Source organism: Streptomyces sp. NPDC057099 (assembly GCF_042671245.1).
Taxonomy (GTDB): Bacteria; Actinomycetota; Actinomycetes; order Streptomycetales; family Streptomycetaceae; genus Streptomyces; species Streptomyces purpurascens.
In genome coordinates this window covers 278,403-297,409 of the sequence record NZ_JBHUTX010000001.1, presented here as the reverse complement: position 1 = coordinate 297,409, position 19,007 = coordinate 278,403, and the positions used below count along the sequence as shown (strand labels likewise).

The following is a 19,007-nucleotide window of genomic DNA, read 5'->3' as shown; positions in this document are numbered from 1 at the left end:
GTGATGGCCACGGTTTGCCAGGCTGCTGGCCACTGGACAGTCCCTAGGCATTCGACTGCAGGTCATGTCCCGCTGGGCTCCATGGGACGCGATCCCTGGTCCGCCTCCGAACCCTCGGAGGTCACCTGTTTGTGTTCTCCACGATGGGTTGCTGGTCCACCTCCGCTCCGAACGCGCGGAGGTGGTCCGCTGGACTCGACGTCTCTGGAGCCCACGGGTCTGTCCGCTCTGCACCTGCGAAGGTCACCCAAACCACACGCGCAAAAGAAGGCCCTCGCCGACCTGTTCGCCAACCTGCAGTGACTCGTCACATGGCCGCTCACCGCCCGAATGAGATGATCACGTTGCCTGTGCATGTTCAGCTCAGCGGGAAGGAGCACAAGAGTGCTCAAGGACTCGTCGTTGCGGGGCTACTTACTGGAAGAGTCGTTGGCCTGGCTGCTGCGCTTCAGCGGCTATCAGCTTCTCGTCCACGAAGATCAGGATCCGGTCGAGTTGGTGACGGAGGGCCAGACTCTCCGGGTCCGAGGGCGGGGCGCGCTCCACCAGGTCGACGTTCTCGGGGAGTTCGCCTTCACCCCGGCGTTCTCCATGCCGGTGCGGCTGTTTCTGGAAGCCAAGTACTACCAGACACGCTGCGAGTTGGAGGTCGTCCGGAACGCCCACGGTGTCGTGCACGACGTGAACGAGAACTTCATGACGGGCGCCGGGACGCGGCCCCGGCAGCGGTACAAATACTCATACGCATTGTTCTCCGCGAGCGGGTTCACACCTGACGCCCAGAAGTACGCGCTCGCCCACCAGATCTCTCTCGTGGACCTGTCCGGCGCCTCCTTCACCTGGCTGCTTGGCCACATCGGAGCTACGGCAACGAGTCTGTGCTCGGCACAGCAGCATCTGCCGAAGTCAGCCCCCTTTCCGCTGAATTGGATGCGATCGGAGCTACGTAAGGCGCTGGGGACATCCCCGCTGGAGCTGCCACCTGTCTCCATTCCCGAGGGGAAGTTCAAGCAGGCCGCCGGCACCGTGATTCAGGACTTCGCCACGGTGCTCCGGCAGCACAGCGACGCAGAGCTACTCCTCGGTTTCCCGGCTGCGCCATTCATCCTGCCGCTCACCGCCGATGATCACCGAGGGTTCCTGGAGTACGCCGAGGCAAAGCCCGACCATACGGTGCGGATCAGGCGACGGGGCACGGGGACCGCGGCAGAGTGGACGCTTTCACCGGCAGACGCGGTCGGCGCCTATGAGTTGGCCTTCAAGCTCCCAGAGCACATCGAGGAATGGATCAGCGGCATTGGGGAGAAGGAACGCCATCGCACCGTTCAGGTCAAGGAGCAGTTCCTGTCCGCGATCACGCTCTACCGCATGAATGGCGCAGGCGTACGTTCCTACCAACTGCGCTACGAACCGAGTTCCCTCTCCCGGGCCGGAGCTCCATAAACGGCTACCGGCCCAGGTGCGCCACCGGCCCCTCACATCGGCAGGAAGGGGCTGGGCTTGTCGTGCCAGCTGATGTTGAGGGCGTCGCGGGCGCGGGTGGCGGCGACGAACAGTAGAGAGCGGGCCTTGCGCTGTTCGCGCTCGTAGCGGGGCGGGTCCTCGGTGCGATAGCGCTCGATCACGCTGGTGCGCGGAATGATGCCGTCGCTGGCGCCGACGATGGCGAGGCGTTGGTATTCCAGGCCCTTGAAGCGATGCATGGTGCCCACGTGAATCTCACCGTCGCCCTTGGGGCCTTCCTTGGTGAGCTCGGCGCAGGTGATGCCCGCCTTCGTCTCCAGGTAGTACATGGTCTGGCTGACCATGTCGCGGTCGGCGACGCACACGGCGATCCGGCCGCTGGGGTCGAGAGGCGCTCCGTTCTCGTCGGTCGACAGCTCTGCACGCCAGGCCGCCAAGGTGGCCGCGAGGCCGGCGAGTTCGTCCTCCCAGGTCGCGTACGGAACGAAGCCCGGCTTCGGGCCGTGGAGCACGGAACGGTATCCAGCGAGGCTGTCGGTGCCGTCGTCGAGATCGTCGTAGGTGATCTTCCCGCTGTTCTCCTTGGGCTCCACGACGCGGAGGGCCTCGGCGAGGATCTCCTTGGTCGTGCGGTAGCTGAGGGTCAGGCGGGAGGCTCGGCCGCGGATGTTGATGCCGAGGGCGCCGAGGGCGACTTGGTGGTCGTAGATGCGCTGGTGGGTGTCGCCAGCGATGAACAGGTCGTTGGGCAGGTCGGGGTCGGCCATGGCCCGCAGCATCTTCCAGTGCGCGGGGCGCAGGTCCTGGGCCTCGTCGACGACGATGTGCCGGTAGCGGTAGCCGAGGTAGCGCATGCCGGAGCTGTTGTCGCGGTGGATGAGGTCCTTGCCGCCGATCTCTTCTTTGTACTCGCGGCGGGCCCTGATCTTCGCGGCACGCTCGATCTCGTGTCGGGCGGCGCGCTCGGCGGCCTGGCCCCAGGTTTCCACGCCCAGCTTGTCGAGGCGGGCGGTGAACTGCTCGATGAGCTTCCAGACGTGGTTGCGCTCGGGGCGGGTCAGCGCCCGGCCGCGACCGGCCCGGCGGGCGTTGAAGTAGTCGGAGCGGGTGGCGACGGCCTGGCCGAGGATGACCTGTTCCCACTCTTCCAGGAGGAACTCCGGCTCGAAGCGCCGGTCGTCGAGCTCGGCAAGCAGTTGGCGCATCTCGTTGAGGGCCACGTGGTCGTACACGCGCTGCTTGCCGCGGCCGGGGGCGGTGTTCTCGCCGAGGACGCGCGCGGCGAGCTGGTCGATGTGGGCGATGTCGACGCGGGCCAGGAGCTCGGGTTCGATCAGGGAGGCGAGCCTGAGCCGTAGGTCGGTGGTGAGGTTCTTGGTGAAGGTGGTCAGCAGGATCGGCTTGCTGTGGCCGGGAGGCAGCTGCTCGGCGAGGTGCTTGACGCGGTGCAGGGCGACGATGGTCTTGCCGGTGCCGGGGCCGCCGGAAACCCGGGCGGGGCCTTTGTAGTGGCGGTGGACCAGGCGTTCCTGGGTCGGGTGGAGGAAGACCTTCCAGGCGCGGAAGTCGCCTTCTTCGATGGCGTCACGTACATCGTCGTCGACCGTGGTCACCTTCGTGCGCGATAGGGCGGCGGCGAAGTCGTCGAGGTCGGGGCGCTCGTCGAGCTCGACGGGGGCGGTGATCTCGCGGCGTACGTCGTCGATGTCCATGCCCGCGGCGAGGCCGTACAGGACGTCCTTCGACAGCAGCGGGGCACCCTCCAGGAGCTGGTCGAGCTCCTCGCTGGTGGTCACGATCAGCGCCAGCTCGATGAGCTGGTCCGCGACGCCGAGCTCGCGCAGCTGTCCGGCGTCGTACGCGGACAGCAGGGCCGGTGCCGCGGGTACCGGCTCGGGGGCAGGCTTCACGGCCTGCGGCTTCGTCTCAGGCTCGGGCTCCGCCGGGGTCAGCGTGATGCCGGCCCTGCTCAGAGCACTCTGGCCGACGACCGACAGGTCGACGAATTCGATTTCACCGGTGACGCGGTTGACGGCGACCTGAAGCTCTTCGTAGACGTCCTTGCGGTGCCGGACGGCGATGAGCAGCCAGCTCTCGATACCGTCCGCGTCGACGCCGGTGGGGGTCAGCAGAGCACGGTAGTCCTTGCTGACGCGGGCGGACCAGATGCGTGAGTCGCCCTTGAGCTGCTTCTTGCGCAGGCCCGGCAGCTCGGGGTTGTCCCGGAAGTGATGGCAGAAGTTGTAGAAGTCCGACTTCACCGAGCGGTCGAGTTTGTACAGCTCCTGTTCGGCCTTGCGGTACAGGCGGAGCCGGGCGGTCATCGGGGTGTGCCTTCTTCCGTGTCGGGGATCTGGGCGATCAGCTCGTCGAGGTGGTCGAGCCATGCGGCCGCGGTCCGTACGGTCCAGCCGTCCGCGGTGTAGGCGCCGTCGCGCCGGTGTGCCTCGTCGTCGTCCTCGCTCGCGGGAGCGGGGACCACGGCGATCTTCACGCCGGAGACGTGCCATGCGAAGTCGGCCGGCCAGCGGCTGGTGCTGCCCAGTTCGTAGCCGAAGACGGGCGCCCGCTTGCCCCGGTCGGCGAGCAGCTCGGCGAGGCGGAGCAGGTCGGGCGCCTCGACGGGCTCCTCGCGCAGGAGCTCCAGAATCTCCTCGTCCCAGGCCGCGTCACGCAGGAGCCGGGCGACGGCCTGCTCGGCCGCCGAGTCCTCGTCCGGGCTCGGGTCTGCCGGCTTGACCGTGACGGCTGGTACGCCGATGAGCGAGTCGAGCTCACCGAGTCCGCCGCAGACGGCAAGGATCTCGACCTCGAATTCGGCGGCTTTGCTGGTGGCGAGCTGCACACCGTCGCCACCAGCCGACGAGAGGAACTGGGTGAGGTTGCTCCAGTACAGCCAGGACCGCCAGCGTTCCTTGTGCTCGTCGGTGTCCAGTACGGCGTCGCTGTCGTCGAGGACGGTGAGCGCGGTCCACTTCAGGTTCTCAGGGTCGGCACCGTCCACCGCGAACACGATCGGCAGCCCGGTGTCGTCCTGGGAGCGGAAGACATGCACGGGTCCGATGCCGGCGGCGTCCGGGGCGACCGGCTGATCGTGGCGGTCGGCGGCGGAGAGCGTGGCTAGCTGGCCGCGCAGGGCGGCGACGAGTTCACTGCGCCGTCCGGTCGCGGCGACCGGGGCCGTGCCGGGCTGGGCCGTCAGCCCGGTGACGAGCGCGCGGGCCCGGCGGGTCCAGCGCTCGGGGTCCGGGTCGCGCAGGTAGGCGATCAGCGTGTCGATGGGGTTGGCGAAGACGGCTCCGGCGAAGTGGGCGCGCTGGCCGCCGTACTGTTCGTACGCCGTCTTGGCCCCCTCCTGCGCGGTGCCTCGATAAGGCGGCCAAACGGGCTTCGTGCGGGTGGGCCGGTTCTCGAACAGGTCGATGTCGGCCCAGGTGACCTGGAAGACGATCTCACCGTCGGCGCGCAGGCGGGTGCGCTTGGCCGCGTCGGCGGCGATCTGGTTGTGCTCGCGGCTGGCGTGGAAGCGGAAACCTTCGAGGTAGACCTTGACGCTCTGGGCCGGTCCGTCGACGCGGGTGAAGGTGAAGTCGCTGACGGTGCCCCGGAGTTGCTGCTGGGCGGTGAGCCGCCAGTGCATCACACCGGAGCCGCTGGATTCGCCGGCACTGCTGGTGAAGCGGAGGTGGCCGCTGGCGTGGCCGTCTTCGTCCAGGGAGGCGTCGTCGGTGACCTTCACCCAGTCGCGCAGGGCGGCCAGGAAGCGGGCCTCCAGGTCGGACTCCACCTGGGCGTCCAGGCCGACGAGCCCGGTGTGCTCGACGTCGTCGATCTCCCAGCCGTCCTCGCCGTCCTTCGTGAACAGCAGGGACTCCAGCATGGTCAGCGCGGACTGGCGCGAGACGATGTCCTGGAAGGGCTCCGGGGTGTAACGGTGCAGGCAGCGGTGGCAGGCGCGGCGCTGCTCCTCGGCGCACGGGCAGTTCTTCAGCGTCTCGTACGCCGCCAGGAGGGTGTCTCGGAACGCATCCCGGTCGGTGAGCCGGTCCAGGTAGCCGGTGCCGCCGGGCAGGGAGTCGAAGAGCACCAGAAACCAGCGTCGTTCCCCGCTGCCGGTGTCCGGCATGGAGGCGACCGTGGTGGCCAAGTGCTGCGGGTCGCCCCCGAAGTGCAGGTCCACGCCGAGCCGCAGTGCGGCCCGGAAGGAGTGCACCTTGGCGTCGACGTCCGCGGTGGCGGCCGGGATCAGCACGCGCAGTGCCTCGGTCTGCAACTGGTGGGCGAGCAGCACCGGCTCCTGGCGGGCGCCAGTCTTCTTGCCGCGGCGCAGCGGGCACCACGGGCGGTGGTGCTTGAGGCGACCGCTGCGGGCGGCGAGGGAGTCCAGTTCGTCGGTGTCGTGGTCGAAGACGGGCTGTCCGTCGGCGCTGGCCGCGCCGCACGCCGTGCACACGTGGAACGGGTTGAGCCGCACCAGGTGTCCGGCGAAGTCGTCACGGGACTGGGCGTCGTAGCGGACCGGCCCGACGTTGATCCGCCGGATCATGGCCCGACGGCAGTAGTCAACCCCGAACGTCTGATGCTTGTGCCGCCACGAGCCGGGCTCGATGTCGGCCTCCGGGATGTCCACCGCGTCCACGACGGCATAGGAACGGCGGTCGCGGTCGTCCTTGTCGTCACGGATCCGGGCATCCTCCCGCTTGTCGCGCGAGGTGACGGTGGCGGGTTCGACGATCTGGAACAGGCACGAGCCGTCGTCGGCGATGTGCGCGGTCTTGCATCGCGGGCACGGCGAGCGGTCCTCGGCGGCGTTCTCGGTACGGACGTAGCCGCAGCCGGGGCACACCCGCCAGGTGCGCCACTCCTGCTTGCCACCGGTGGCGATCTCCAGGCCGCTTATCTGGTGCTTGTAGCCGTTGACGTAGAAGGTGTTGCCGGGCGCCAGTTCCTCCAGCGCGATACGCCGGGGCCGCTCGTAGGCGTATGTGTCGGAGGTGTACTTCGTCTTCTTCGTCTCGGGGTCTACACCGTCCTCGCCGTACAAGGTCGCTGACAGGATGGTCGTGGAGTCGATCAGGGCGTAGTTCGGCAGCAGCCCCAGGTCGCACAGCGCGGTCTGCGCCGGGGTCTCGCCCAGGTTCATCAGACGCCGCCCGACACCGCGCCGTTCGGCGTCGAGTTCGGCCTTCTGCCGGGCCTGGTCCGGGTCGGAGTCGTGCAGCTCGTCGTGGGCCTCGTCGATCTCCTTCAGCCGGGCCCGCAGGGCGCGTTCGCCCCGGAACCACTCTCGTTCGGCCTCCTCGACCTTGCCGCGCAGTTCGTGCGTGGCGTACCTGATCAGGTCCTCCTTGGCCTGGTCGCTGACACCGGTGGGGAACAACTCCAGGAATTGCTTGGCGAGTTCTTCACCCTGGGCGATGGCCAGTTCCACCAGGTCGACGAGATACCCCGACGGGCCGAACAGGCGCGGCGCCTTGTGCGGCAGGGCCCGCAGCACGATCCCGTCCGCGCGCACCAGCCGCCCGGCGGCGGCGTGGTCGAGCAGATGGGCCAGGTACTGGCGGCGCAGGATTTCGATGGCCGACAAGTAGCAGCCCGGGGGCACAATCGTGCCCGCGATCAGGTCCTTGGGACGCTCCAGGAAGTACAGGTCCCGGCGCCTGCGGTCCGGGATGGTCAGCAGGAACGCGTTGCCCGTACGGCGTCCGGCTCGCCCGACCTGCTGGGCGTACGAGGCCGGGCGGCGCGGCAGCGCGGCCAGCACCACCGCCGACAGGTCACCGATGTCGATGCCCATCTCCAGCGTCGGCGTGCAGGACAGCACGTTCGGGTCTTTGAACCCCTCACGCCGCTTGAAGGCCTGCTCGACCTGCTCGCGCTGCGGGCGGGTGAGCATGCCGGTGTGCTCGGCGGTGACCACCTGATAGGTGCCGGCCCGGCGGTAGAGGCTCCGGTAGTAGTCGCGGGTGTAGTCCCGGTCGCGGTGGTGGACTCCGAGCCCCTCGGGCCGGTCGCCGGCGACCAGACGGCCCCGGCGGCAGCGGTACGAGGGGCAGGGCTGCTCGTGCCACTGGTCCAGCAGCGACGGATGCACCGTCTGCTCCCAGAAGCACACCGGGCAGCGCACATAGGCGTGCCGCACCTGTTCGTCGTCCAGCAGCCGGGCCTCGATGTTGCCCGGCTTGAGCCCGTAGACCCGCAGCGACGTGTCCTGCGGAGTGCGTACCGACAGCAGTCCGAGAGCGGCCAGTTCGGGCAGCAGCTTCGACCAGAACTCCGGTGCCAGCTCACGCGGTAGCTCAAGGCAGCGGCCGGCCCACCGCTCGTACCAGGACAGCCGGCCGGTGGCGAAGTCGAACTCGCTGCCGTCCTTGGGCTGGTTGAGCAGGAACACCGGGGCCGCCACCCGCTTGGGGAACGCCTTCATCCCCGGCGCGCGCCCACCCCAGACGAAATACCGGCTGGTACCCGCCTCGTCCATGTACTTGTTCAGCCACTTGTGCGCGACCGCTCCGCGGGTCCGCAGCCGCTCCAGGAAGATCCGTACGAACGCCAAGTAGCGGGCGTCGTCCTGGGCGACCAACGGCACCCCGTCGCGCACGCACTCCTCATGGATTCGCCGGACCAGCGCCACCACGGCCGCCGTGTCGTCGATGCGCACCTGCGCTGCGGCGGTACGGGTCAGCTCCAGCGTACGGCCATTGCGGGACCGGAACCCGAACTCCATCAGCGCCTCGAAGGCGAGCCGTTGCCCGATCAACCGCCACACCGGCATGCCACCACCACGCCCCTGACCGGACAGCAGCCTTTCAACTCCCTTGTAGACGTGCAGGTCGGGTGGCACGACGGCGGCAAGGGTGTCCTTGTCCGTGGTGGCCTCGACGACGTTCGCGATCAGATCGTTGAGCGCGGTCGGCTCGTCGTGACTCAGGTGCTTGGCCAGCAGCGCGCGCAACGAGAAGGTGTACGACCGGTTCGCGACGAACCCAGCCCGGTGCGCGGCGTCCTGCACGGAGTCGTTGAACATCAGTGTCTTGTTCTCGTGTAGCTCCCTGTCGAGCTCCCCGCCCGTGAACAGCTGCGTGATCGAGGCCGCGGCCATCGCCGCCGAGCCAGTACCCAGGAAGCGGATCGCGTTGCGCTCACCGCAGGCCGGGCACCAGTCCTCTCTGGCCGCGGTGTTGGCGACCGTACCGCCGAAGTGGACCAGCACGAAGGCCGAGTCGCGGGCCGTAAGGCGCGGCTCCTTGGTGTCCTTGTCGTAGTCGTTGAGGGGGTCGGGCAGCCGCAGCCGCTTGCGCACACCGTCGAGCACCATGAGCAGCCCGCCGGCACCCTGCCCGGCCGAGGCGCCGTTCGTGCCCCTGCCCCCACCGGCCATGGGCGCCGCGCCGGACCCTTCCCGCGCCTCCCGGTCGGTAGCCGCGATCAGGTTCCGCACGCGCGCCTTGTCCTGGCCGAGCGAGGCGCGCCGGATCTTGAAGGTATCGAACTGGACGTCGTGGTCGTCGCTCTCCGGGGAGAACACCGCCCATCCTGACCGCCCGCAGTCACGGCAGTAGACGGCCGGCAGGAAGAGGTTGGCGTTCTGCCCCGAGGTCGCCGTCGTTACGGGAGCCGGACGTCCGCTGTCACTCGCGCTCGCGTCGGCCAGCCCGGCAGCGTCCCAGCGGAACTCCGCCTTCGGCCACGGCAGTACGCCACGCAGCAGCCTCGACACCGACCGGGCCCACTGGTGCACCTCGACATGCACGAACGGCCGCGGCTCCCCCGGCGGAGACTTCGGATCACGCGCGTACGACAACAACGCCACGAACCTGGCCAGCGCCTCGGCGGCCTTCTCCGGCTGCCGGGCCACCGCCTCCGCCCAACCAGCCGCACCGGCCCGCCACATGACGTCCAGCACCTCGGCGCTGTTCTTCACCTCACCGTCCAGCGCCTGCATCACGGCTCGGGTGAACAGGTGTCGCTTCAGGTTCTCGCCGAGGAGGAGCGGATCCTTGTCGCGGATGCCGGTCACGGACTCGATGAGGTCGAGCAGAGCCTCTTCGCCGGAGGCAGGATCGGGCAGCGCCAGCATCTCGTCCGGCGTGGGAAGGCCCTGCATCTTGACGTCGGTGAGCGGAACGAACTCCTCGACCGACAGCCGGTTCTCCCCGACGATGGACTCCGCCGTGAACTCGGTGCCGAAGACATCGGTGGCCACGTCGAGCAGCCGCGCCATGCCGTCGTCGTCCGTCCCCGACGCGAGCGTCGCGGAGGTCGCCACCGGGCAAATGGACCCGAGCGGGCGCCCCTCTTCGGACACCCCGACGGCGGAGGCGAGCCGCCGCAGCAGCATGGCCACGTCGGTGCCCTGAGCGCCGTCATACGTGTGGAACTCGTCGACCACCACGTACCGGATGTCCGCCCCCTGCCACAGCGGGGCGTCGTCCTCACGCTGCAGCAGCAGGTCCAGCATCTTGTAGTTGGTGATCAGGATGTCCGGCGGCGACAGCTGCATGTCGGATCGCCGGGTGCGTACCCTCTCGTACTTGGTCGCCGCACGGTCCCCGATGTACAGCCCCGCCCACAGCTTGCCGAGCCCGGCCTCGTTCCGCGTGAGCAGGTCGTTTATGCGCTGCGCCTGGTCGGTGGCAAGCGCGTTCATCGGGTACAGGAAGACCGCCTTGACCCCGGTCTTCCCGGCCTCGCGCTCCCGGCGGCAGTGGTCGAGTACCGGGTAAAGGAAGGACTCCGTCTTGCCCGAGCCCGTGCCGGTCGTGACAAGGGTCGGCTGCGGGGTGTGCCCGTTGGCGGAGGCCAACCGGGCGAAGGCGAGGGCCTGGTGGGCGTACGGCGTGAATCCCTCGCGCTGCCATTCGAGGTGTTCACGCCAGCTGTCGTCGGCCGTGGTGAAGGGCGTACGGATGCGGAGGTACGGGCCCCGGAACATCCCCGACGTCTCGTCCCCGAGGAACCGATGCAGGGCTTCTCGGGCGCCCTCGTCGGTGAGTGCGTACGTCGTCGACAGGTACTGCAGCAGGCTCTCCTTGAGCCCGCGCGCCTGGAGAGTCGGCCTCACGGGTTCGGTACCTCCTGCTTCACCGGGTCCAACTTGCCGTCGGCGACCGCTTCGTCGAGCCGCTTCTTGAAGTAGGCGTGCGCCTCACGCATCTCCTGCTCGCGGTCCGCCCTGTGGAAGGGGAGGGTGTAGCCGTCGGGGACGGGAGCGGTGTCCCGGGCGGCCTGGTACGCCTCGAACTGCTTCCAGGTCTCCTTCGTCTGACGCTGGCCGATCGTGCGGGCGTTACCGGCGAGCTTCCATCCGTCGGCGTCGAACCAGGTGACTGCCTCGTACTTCTGGAGGACTGGGAAACGACCTCGGTACGCGGCGATGAGGGCGTCAGCGTCCATGCCCAGCCATACGGCTACGAGGGCGTCGATCTCGACTAGGGCGGAGCGGCGGGCGCGTTCGGTACGGAGGGGGGTGTCGGGGGTCCAGTCGGGGGTTACGTCGTTGAGGGGCGGGAGGCCTGGCCAGGTGCAGGCCCAGGGCTCCTGGGTGCGCCAGCTGGGGTCGTGGAGGTCTTGCCAGAGGCCGGCGTAGGCGGTGGTTAGGCAGTTGAGCCGGAGGGTTCGGAGGAGGAGGGCAGGGGCCAAGGGGTGATCGTGAGTGGGGGCCGGCATTGCCTTGGCACCGGCGATGCGGAGGTCACCTCGGCCGGTGGCCCGGAGGAAGTAGTCCAACGGCAACGCCGCCCAGAACCCGGCCACCAGGGCAGTGAGACAGGCGCTGGGCATTGCCAGGCTGTGTACTGCGTCGATGTGCACGGTGCCCGGCGGAACGAGCGCCGCGTACAAGGCCCGCTCGGTGTCAGGAGCAATCTGGCGACGCCATGCCAGCCGAGGAAAGATAGCGTACCGCCGCCGAGCCCGCTCCTCCAGCGCGGCATCGATCTGCTCCACCGTCACCTGTGCTTCGGGAATGCCAAGATCGCGCGCAATCTTGCACCGGGTGCGGGCGATTCCCTTCTCACTCGTCTGTAGACGCGCAAGAGCACGGTGGTCGATCCATCGGTCCTGCTCGCTCAGATACGCCTGTGTCTCGCCGGGCACCCGTACGTACTCTGTGTCTGGAACAAAGTCCGGCGCAAGGGCGACAAGATCAGCCCCGTACGGATCGTTAGTACTGGCATCATGCCGCTTAAAAATCGGCGTGGCGACGCTGAATTGGGTGCCCTTGAGGATCACCCGGCGCCACCGCTCTGGCTTGTACAGCTGACCTGTATTGGGATCGGGCTGGTTGTAGTCGATCAGGTTGTCCTTCTTGGCTCCGCTCTCCTCGTAGCCACGTGTGATCTGCGGCGCCAGAGACCGAAGTCTCAGCGGATAATCCGCCAACGCCTCGATCGCCGCTGCCTCAGCTGTGCTGACCGGGAAGAGCATGCGAGCCTGCTCGACTGGTCGGTCGACCTCGTCCAACAGCCGCTGCCACACAGCAAGTTGATACGCGTCCACTCGCACAACTCGCGCCTTATGCGGACGCTCGTCGAACTCCCCGTTGCGATACCGCACTCCAGGCACCTCACCCGAGCCGTCATGCTGAGCGGAGTGCCGCAACGCATCTGCAGAGACCAACCAGGAGAGATGGTCAAAGCTGATCTCCCCATCCTTGCCATAGACATGGACTCCGAAATGCGTGGTGTGGCCAACGGGCTTGGGGAAGAAGCGCCAGACAGCGTTGACGAAGTCCCCGTGCACCCGAAGCCGTCGATATGCCGCCTCCCGAAGAGCTCCCTCTTTGTCCCCAGTGAAATGCGTATCGGGATGGACCATCCCTGCCGTTCCGTCAGCCGAAGAGTGCGCCCAGACCTGTGACATAAAAGCCCGGTACACATCAGGCTGCGTCCCCGTCAGCAACGGATACATCTGCGACGATCCGAACACGGCAACCTGCGCACTGGTGTTGGTCAGCTCGCCCAGCACATACCGCCGAGCGCCCTCACTCCCCAGCACCTCATTCCGCCGACGCCCCTTGTCCGCCGTAGAAGCCTTCGCCTCCAGCTCGAACCACGGCTCATGCTCAGCCAGCACCGCCGACTCGTTCCACCGCGGTCGCACCCAGGGCGGATTCCCCACCTGAAGATCGAAGCCTCCACCTCGCGCGAACACCAGAGCGAACTCCAACTCCCAGTGCAGAAACCCCTGTTCCTTCGCGATGTTCCGCACCACCCGCACCCACGGGAACCGGTCCTCCGGGTTGCCGGCATCCATGCCCATGAACCCAGGCAGCGTCTCCTCGAAGCTCTTCAGTGCCTCAAGGCTCGTGAAACTGTCGAGCAGCGTGCCCGCGGGCACATCCGCCGTACCCAGCATCGCTTCCAGGAACTCGATCCAGTCGTCGAGATTCTTGAGCGGCACGAACCAACGCCGTTCCGGCTCCTTCGCGCGCACCTTCGAGGTACCCGACTTGGACCGAGACGCCCCGACCCGCTTCAGTTCGACGACCCCTTCGTCGTCCGCACTCAGCTCAAGGTCCTCGAAGCAGGTCTGCTCGGGCCCCATCGCGAACAACGCCGTAGCCTCGACGAACCGCGGTTCCACAGCCGCGGGAACGACCTCAACCCGCTCCCCCGTCAGCGGCACCCCGCCGAGCACCTCGCTGAGCCCCTCCGCGTCGCCGATCTCGGCGGCATCGGCCCCCACCGTGTACTCGCCATCGGCCCCATCCAGCAGCCCGGCCTTCTCCACCGGCCAGAACCACAGCGCACACCACGCGTCCATGACGGTCTTCAGCCGCCAGTACGGCGTGTCGACGGCGTTGAAGAGATCCTCCAGCACCTTCTCTTTCCGCACCGCCTGCTTAGGACGTTGCAGGAACGCGTACTCGGGATCGGCCGGGTCGGCCTGCCATACGTCGATGCGCCGGGCGATCGCCTCCTCGGACAACTCCATGCGCTTGACGACGGCGGACCACAGGAACTCGACCCGCCGGGCAGCATCCCGCAACTTCGTGAACTGCGAGGACGCTTCCGCCTTGGGCTTCCCGGTCTTGCTGTCGATCTTGCGGCTGCCGTCCTTATTGAGGTGCGCGGTGCTGCGCTTGGGGCGCTGGAGAATCCCCTTCTTCCACGCGGCGAGCTGATCGACGCCCGTCTTCGCGAGCTCCTTGGCCTCCTTGGACCCGGCAACCGCCGCCCACCCCGGACACGGCAGCAGGAACTGGTGAACGGCGTCCTCCGGCAGCGGCTGAGCTTCGCCGTCCTTGAGGAAGGGCAGCGGCGTAGGAGCGAGCGCTCCCTTCGCCTTCAGCCACGCCTTCTCCGCGCCCGAGACGTCGTCACCCTCGTACACGGCTCGTCGCCCGCCGATGAGCGAGTTGCCGCGACGCAGGTGCAGGCCGAACCAGGGGGCTCGCATGCCGGGGTGCATGGTGTTGAGCCACAGCGACACCTCCGCCAGCTCGACACCCGTGGCGTTCAGGTCGACACCGTACGCATTGTGCAGCGCGATGTACGCCTTGGCCTTCTGCTTCTCGGTGATCGCGTCGGCGGTCGGGATGGTGATGCCGAGTTCCTCCTGGCGGCGGCGGAGGTATTCGTCGGCGACCTGGTCGATGGCCTCGTTGAGGAACGCGCCCGAACCGAGGGCCGGTTCGCAGATCTTGTACTTCAGCAGCTCCGCGGCCCGCGTCTTGATGACGTTGCCGTGCCCGTCCCGTTCCTGGTCGAGGCGATGCTTGAGGGTGAGTTCGACCGTGACCTGTCGCAGCGATTTGGGGGTGTAGTAGGAGGCAGAGGTCTCCCGGTCGCGGCCGGCAAGCCGGTAGACGAAGGATCCCTTCTCGTACTTCTTCACGCCGCGCAGGCCCTTGCGGGCGTCCTGCTCGCCGTACTGGACGAGGGTCCTGTCAGGGTACTGGTCCCGCTTGCGCGCGGGGATGAGCCAGGAGCCCTGCTCCGGGTCGCCGCCGCGGGCCACCTCGCACAGCTGCTCCTCGGCGATGATGCCGGTGTAGGACATCAACCCCTCGTAGACGGCGCCGAGTTGGTCGATGCCGAGGTTGCGGTACGAGATGAAGCCGCCTCGCTCACCGCGCCGACCCTTCTTCATGGTGAGCAGGCGCAGCACCTCATGCAGGACTTCGTTGCGCAGGCGCAGGTCGAGCCAGCGGGGCGCCTCGTCCTCGTCGCTGCGCGGGTCGATGACTCCGCGGCCGATGAGGCGGATGGCGTCCGGTTCGAAGAGTTCGCTGCGCAAGGGCTCGAAGCGCAGGCCTCGGCCCTCGATACGGCGGGCCGCCTTGGCCTTGCGGGTCTCCTCGTCGTCGCCGGGCAGGTCGTCGTCGGCTTCGGTGCCGTATGCGCGATGGCCGTAGTTGACCTTGTTGAACAGGACGTCGAGGGATTCGTGGAGGTGGAAGCCGTTCTTCGCCTCCTCCTCCACCAACTCCTCGTCGCGTTCGACTAGGTCGCGCAGCCGGGCCATGGAGTACCCGGCCTCGTACGAGCCGTCGTCGGCGGGCAGAATGCCCAGTTCGGGGCGGGCCTCGGCGTACAGCAGGAACAGGATGCGGTAGAGGTAGCGCAGCGACTCGCGGGTGAGTTCCTTGGTGAAGGGGATCTTGGGGTCTTCGACGTCGGCTGGGGTGACGTCGTTGTCCGGCTCGGCCATCCGGTGCAGGACCTCGTTGGCGATGAGCTCCACGGAATGCTGCAGGCCGTAGCGGAGTTCGTTGGAGACGCCGGCCGCGTTGTCGCCGGAGGACTTGAGGAGGGCGTCGATCGCCCGGCTCTGGTCGTTCTCGCCGGGGCGGAGCATGTCCAGGCTGAACAGGGCTGCGATGGTGGCGAGTTCGCCCTGCTGGGTGCGGTCGTTGCGTTCCAGCGCGGCGTCGAGGTTGGCGGCGAGGTAGCGGCCCTCGTTCCAGGACCGGCGGTCGGCGAGGATGATCACGCCGCCACACAGCAGCAGGACGAAGCGGGGGTGCGGGCCGCCCGCCTCGCCGAGTTCGCTCTGGAAGAGCCAGGAGGCCAGCGCCGCCCCCGTCTCGTACGACTCGCCCGAACCAGCCCGGAAGGGTGTGAGCAGGCGTCCGGCACCGTCGACATCCAGGGCCGCGTCGTTGTCGGCGGACCAGCCGCAGTCGAGGGCGATGACGCCGTGGCCGTGGTAGGCGACAGGCAGGGTGTGGTCGCGTCCGGCGCGGTGCACGGTGAGGTCGGCCGGCGCGGAGTCGTAACCGAGGCCCCGCAGAACCGTCTGGTGCCACTCGGCGAGCCGCTTGGCCCACTCCGGGTTGTTGTGCGTGTTGAGGCGGGCCTCGTCATCGGCGTCAGCCTGGGTGGTCTGGGCGAAGTATCCGCGCACCTCCTCGGCGAGGTAGGGCGTGCGCAGGGTGCGTAGCAGTTCGCGCGCGCTCTTGCGTGGGTCGTTCTCGTCGCCCTCGCGTAGGGCCCAGGTGGCGAACAGGCCCTTCTTCAGGTCCGTACCGAGTTGATCGGCGAAGTAGTGCGCGGAGAGGTATTCGCCGCGGTTGGCGAAGGAGTCGAAGTCGGTGCTCATCGCTGGGTGCCTCCTTCGGCGGCGGTGTACGGTTCGAGGACGGCCAGCAGGCGCAGCATGGGTTCGCCTGCCGTCTCCAGGGAGTTGACCAGCTTCAGCCGCCGCTGGGCCGTCCGGTCGAGCTCCGCCTCCTTCGGCCGTGCGCTGGCGAAGAGCGCTTCCTGCCGCCATTCCGCGACCCGCTCGCGGTAGGGGGCGAGGGTGCCGTCGATCTGCTTGCGGTACTCGGCTTCGAGGGCGACGAGATGGCTTCGCGCCGCGTCGATCGCGTCGGGCACGAGTGCGCTGAGGCCGGGCAGGTCACGGGGAGTGGCGCGGCCGGGCATGCTCGGTCCGACGCCGTGGCGTTCCAGCGCCTCCGCGGTCAGCCTCTCGACGACGGGGCTGCCGGGCAGGCCGGATACGGCCATCCACTCGACGACCGTAGGCTTGCCGAGTGCGTTGGAGTAGATGCCCTGCACCAGGTACGTCGGGCTGTCCACGGTGGCGGCGAGCACAGGTGCCTTGTGGCGGCCGATCTCGATCAGCACCTTGTCCGTGAGCCAGTCCAGGACGGGGTGGACGTCGGTGACGTACGAGACGTTGGGCCACTGCGACTCGGTGGTCTCGCGTGCCGCTTTCAGTCGGGTGCCGGCAAGATTCTTGGAGAAGGTGACGCGGATGCGCCCCGGTTCGTTTTTGCGCGGCAGGATCTGCTGCTCGTCCAGGTACGACTTGGGGAGCGCCTTGAGCCGGTACAGCAGGTCCTGCGGGGGTTCGAAGGCGATCGTGCCGTCGTCGTCGCGGCGCAGAGACAGCATGTCCTCGGGGTTGGGGCGGCAGACCTGCCGCAGCGCCTCCTCGAAGTAGTCGGCCGTGGACCGGAAGAGCTTCGGCACCACCGCGCGGGCTACCTCGGGGTGTTCGTGCACCGCGCCCACCTGGCCGAGCAGGCCAGCAAGGAAGGCGGCGCCGCCCTTCTGGGACTGCTTGATGGACTCCTCGACCGTGTGGCCGGCGATCAGGTCCTGGGTGAGGCGGTTCTCTTCCTCCTTGGCCCGGTAGAGACCGGTGACGGCCTCCGCCGACCCCTCGATCCGGTGCGCCTCCTCCTCACGCTTGAGGAGCTTCTCCCCCACCAGGCGGTCGTCCAGGGTACGCGGCTGCCCGGTCGCCTCGTCGGTGCGCCACGGGATGTCGCTGGTCAGGACGAGGGCACGGAACTCGGGCCGGTGTTCCTGGCCGTAGCGGTCGATACGGCCGTTGCGCTGCTCGATGCGGATCAGGGACCACGGAAGGTCGTAGTGGATCAGCAGATGGCACTGCTGGTGGAGGTTGACGCCCTCGGAGGCAACATCGCCCGTGAACAGGATGCGCACCGGGTCGTCGCGCAGGCCGAACTTCTCGACGATGTCCTGCTGGTCCTGGTCCGTGGTGGCTTCGCCGTGCATGACCTGCACGGCTCCGCCGTAGCCCAGCCAGGGCTTCTTCTCGTCCGGACTGGTGGCGAGCCGGAAGCCGAGCGCGGCCGGCACGGTCTCCGCCAGCCACTTCAGAGTGGGGATGCTCTCGGAGAACACCACGACCCGGGTGTCGGAGCCTGGTTTGACACCCATGGCGCGCAGTTCCTCGGCCAGCGCCGCCATCTTGGCGGAGTCCTGGTCATCGATCTGCTCGGCGAGGTCCCGCAGGTCGACGAGCGCGGCCCTCTCCGCCTTCCGCGCCGCTTCACGAACCGCCGGATCCTCAGTCCGGGTCTGCCGCTTGGTGCCGTTGGCCTTGTCGGGCGGTGGGCTGTCGAGGTTCCCGATCCGGGTCTTGATCGTCTCCAGCAGGGCTTTGTGCGACGACAGGAACGATTTCAGCAGCCGGTACGGCACGAGCTGATGCCTGCTGGCCGACGGCGCCGACGGGTCGGCGGGGATCCAGCGCGTGGCCAGTTCCTTGAAGACCGCCAGTTCCTTGTCGGTGGCGGCGGCGTGGAGCGGCTTGGACGGGCCGCGGTCGGCCCACGCGCCCTTGAGTGACTCGCGGACCTCGGGCGAAGTCTTCGTACGCCGGATGTAGAGGTGGTCGAGGTTCTCCACCTTGTACTGGCGCGGATTGGCGATCGCCGCCTCGTCCAGCATCCTGACCAGCTCGGCGAACGACTCGGCGTCACCGTTGTGCGGCGTGGCCGAGGCCAGCACCAGGGCTTCGGTCCGGCGGGCCAGCAGACGGGCCAACGCGTTGTTCTTCGTGCCGCGGTTGACGAGGTTGTGGGATTCGTCGATGACGACGGCGTCCCAGTCGGTGTGCTCCAGGTGGTGCGCGTACACATCGCTCTTCAGCGTGTCCACGGAGATGATCACGCGCTTGAAGTACGCGAACGGATTACGGCCCGCGGGGATGTCCTGCTGCACCCGCTGAATGCCGGTCGAGTCGAGCCGCACCAGCGGGATCCCGAACCGGGTCCACAGCTCCCGCTGGAACTGCTCCAGGACATGCTGCGGCGTCACCACCAGAATCCGCTCACCGCGCCCACGCCGGATCAGCTCCGCCAGGAGCACGCCGATCTCCAGGGTCTTGCCGAGCCCCACCACGTCGGCGATCAGGATCCGCGGCTGCGGATTCTTCATGGAGAGCGCCAGCTCCGCCGGCCGCAGCTGATGGACCTGCTGGTCCATGAGGAAGTTGTCCGCCAGCGCCAGCCCGTGCTCGGTCTGCGGCAGAAACGTCTTGCGCATGATCGCTTCGAGAAAGAGCCGGGAGCGGCGGTGGTTCGGCGAGTCGTCCGCGACCAGCTCGGTCTCGCGCGGATCCAGCTCCTGAACGGCGTCGAGCCGGTCGTAGAACGTGGCGTCCATGCCGCGGACGAACGACGAGATCCCGGTGACCTCGATCATCCAACCGTCACGAGTCCACGTGCAGTGGCGCACGAGCCACAGTTCGTCACGGATCAGGACCTGCGCTCCCGGCGCGTACCCGGACGAGCCCAGCGACCGCGTTCCCTCCGCGGCCTCGTCCGGCTCCACCGT

5 protein-coding genes are annotated in these 19,007 nt (G+C 68.1%); 1 reads left to right on the top strand and 4 read right to left on the bottom strand.

Going from position 1 to position 19,007, the window contains the following annotated elements; translation table 11 throughout:
* The first annotated feature begins 384 nt into the window (after window positions 1-384).
* Window positions 385-1,443, top strand: coding sequence for a hypothetical protein (locus tag ACFT4A_RS01350; RefSeq protein WP_382824846.1), 1,059 nt, complete (start codon window positions 385-387; stop codon window positions 1,441-1,443).
* A 32-nt stretch (window positions 1,444-1,475) separates the two neighbouring features.
* Here the strand turns inward: ACFT4A_RS01350 and ACFT4A_RS01345 are convergent, their stop codons facing one another.
* Genes ACFT4A_RS01345 through ACFT4A_RS01330 form a run of 4 tightly spaced genes read right to left on the bottom strand, consistent with a single transcriptional unit; the run spans window position 1,476 to window position 19,004 of the window.
* Window positions 1,476-3,788 carry a UvrD-helicase domain-containing protein gene (locus tag ACFT4A_RS01345; protein ID WP_382824844.1) on the bottom strand — a complete coding sequence of 771 codons (2,313 nt, stop codon included), beginning with the start codon at window positions 3,786-3,788 and terminating at the stop codon, window positions 1,476-1,478.
* Window positions 3,785-10,528: a DEAD/DEAH box helicase gene (locus ACFT4A_RS01340; RefSeq protein ID WP_382824842.1), complete on the bottom strand. Its 6,744-nt coding sequence runs from the start codon at window positions 10,526-10,528 to the stop codon at window positions 3,785-3,787. The genes ACFT4A_RS01345 and ACFT4A_RS01340 overlap by 4 nt, the downstream gene beginning before the upstream one ends.
* Window positions 10,525-16,011, bottom strand: coding sequence for a hypothetical protein (locus ACFT4A_RS01335; RefSeq protein ID WP_382824841.1), 5,487 nt, complete (start codon window positions 16,009-16,011; stop codon window positions 10,525-10,527). The genes ACFT4A_RS01340 and ACFT4A_RS01335 overlap by 4 nt, the downstream gene beginning before the upstream one ends.
* Window positions 16,008-19,004, bottom strand: coding sequence for an SNF2-related protein (locus ACFT4A_RS01330; protein WP_382824840.1), 2,997 nt, complete (start codon window positions 19,002-19,004; stop codon window positions 16,008-16,010). The genes ACFT4A_RS01335 and ACFT4A_RS01330 overlap by 4 nt, the downstream gene beginning before the upstream one ends.
* Window positions 19,005-19,007 lie beyond the last annotated feature (3 nt).

What these genes read in the sequence shown, in the direction of transcription:
- ACFT4A_RS01345 (WP_382824844.1), bottom strand. Translation starts at nt 3,788, where the DNA reads ATGACCGCCCGGCTCCGCCTGTACCGCAAGGCCGAACAGGAGCTGTAC.
- ACFT4A_RS01335 (WP_382824841.1), bottom strand. Translation starts at nt 16,011, where the DNA reads ATGAGCACCGACTTCGACTCCTTCGCCAACCGCGGCGAATACCTCTCC.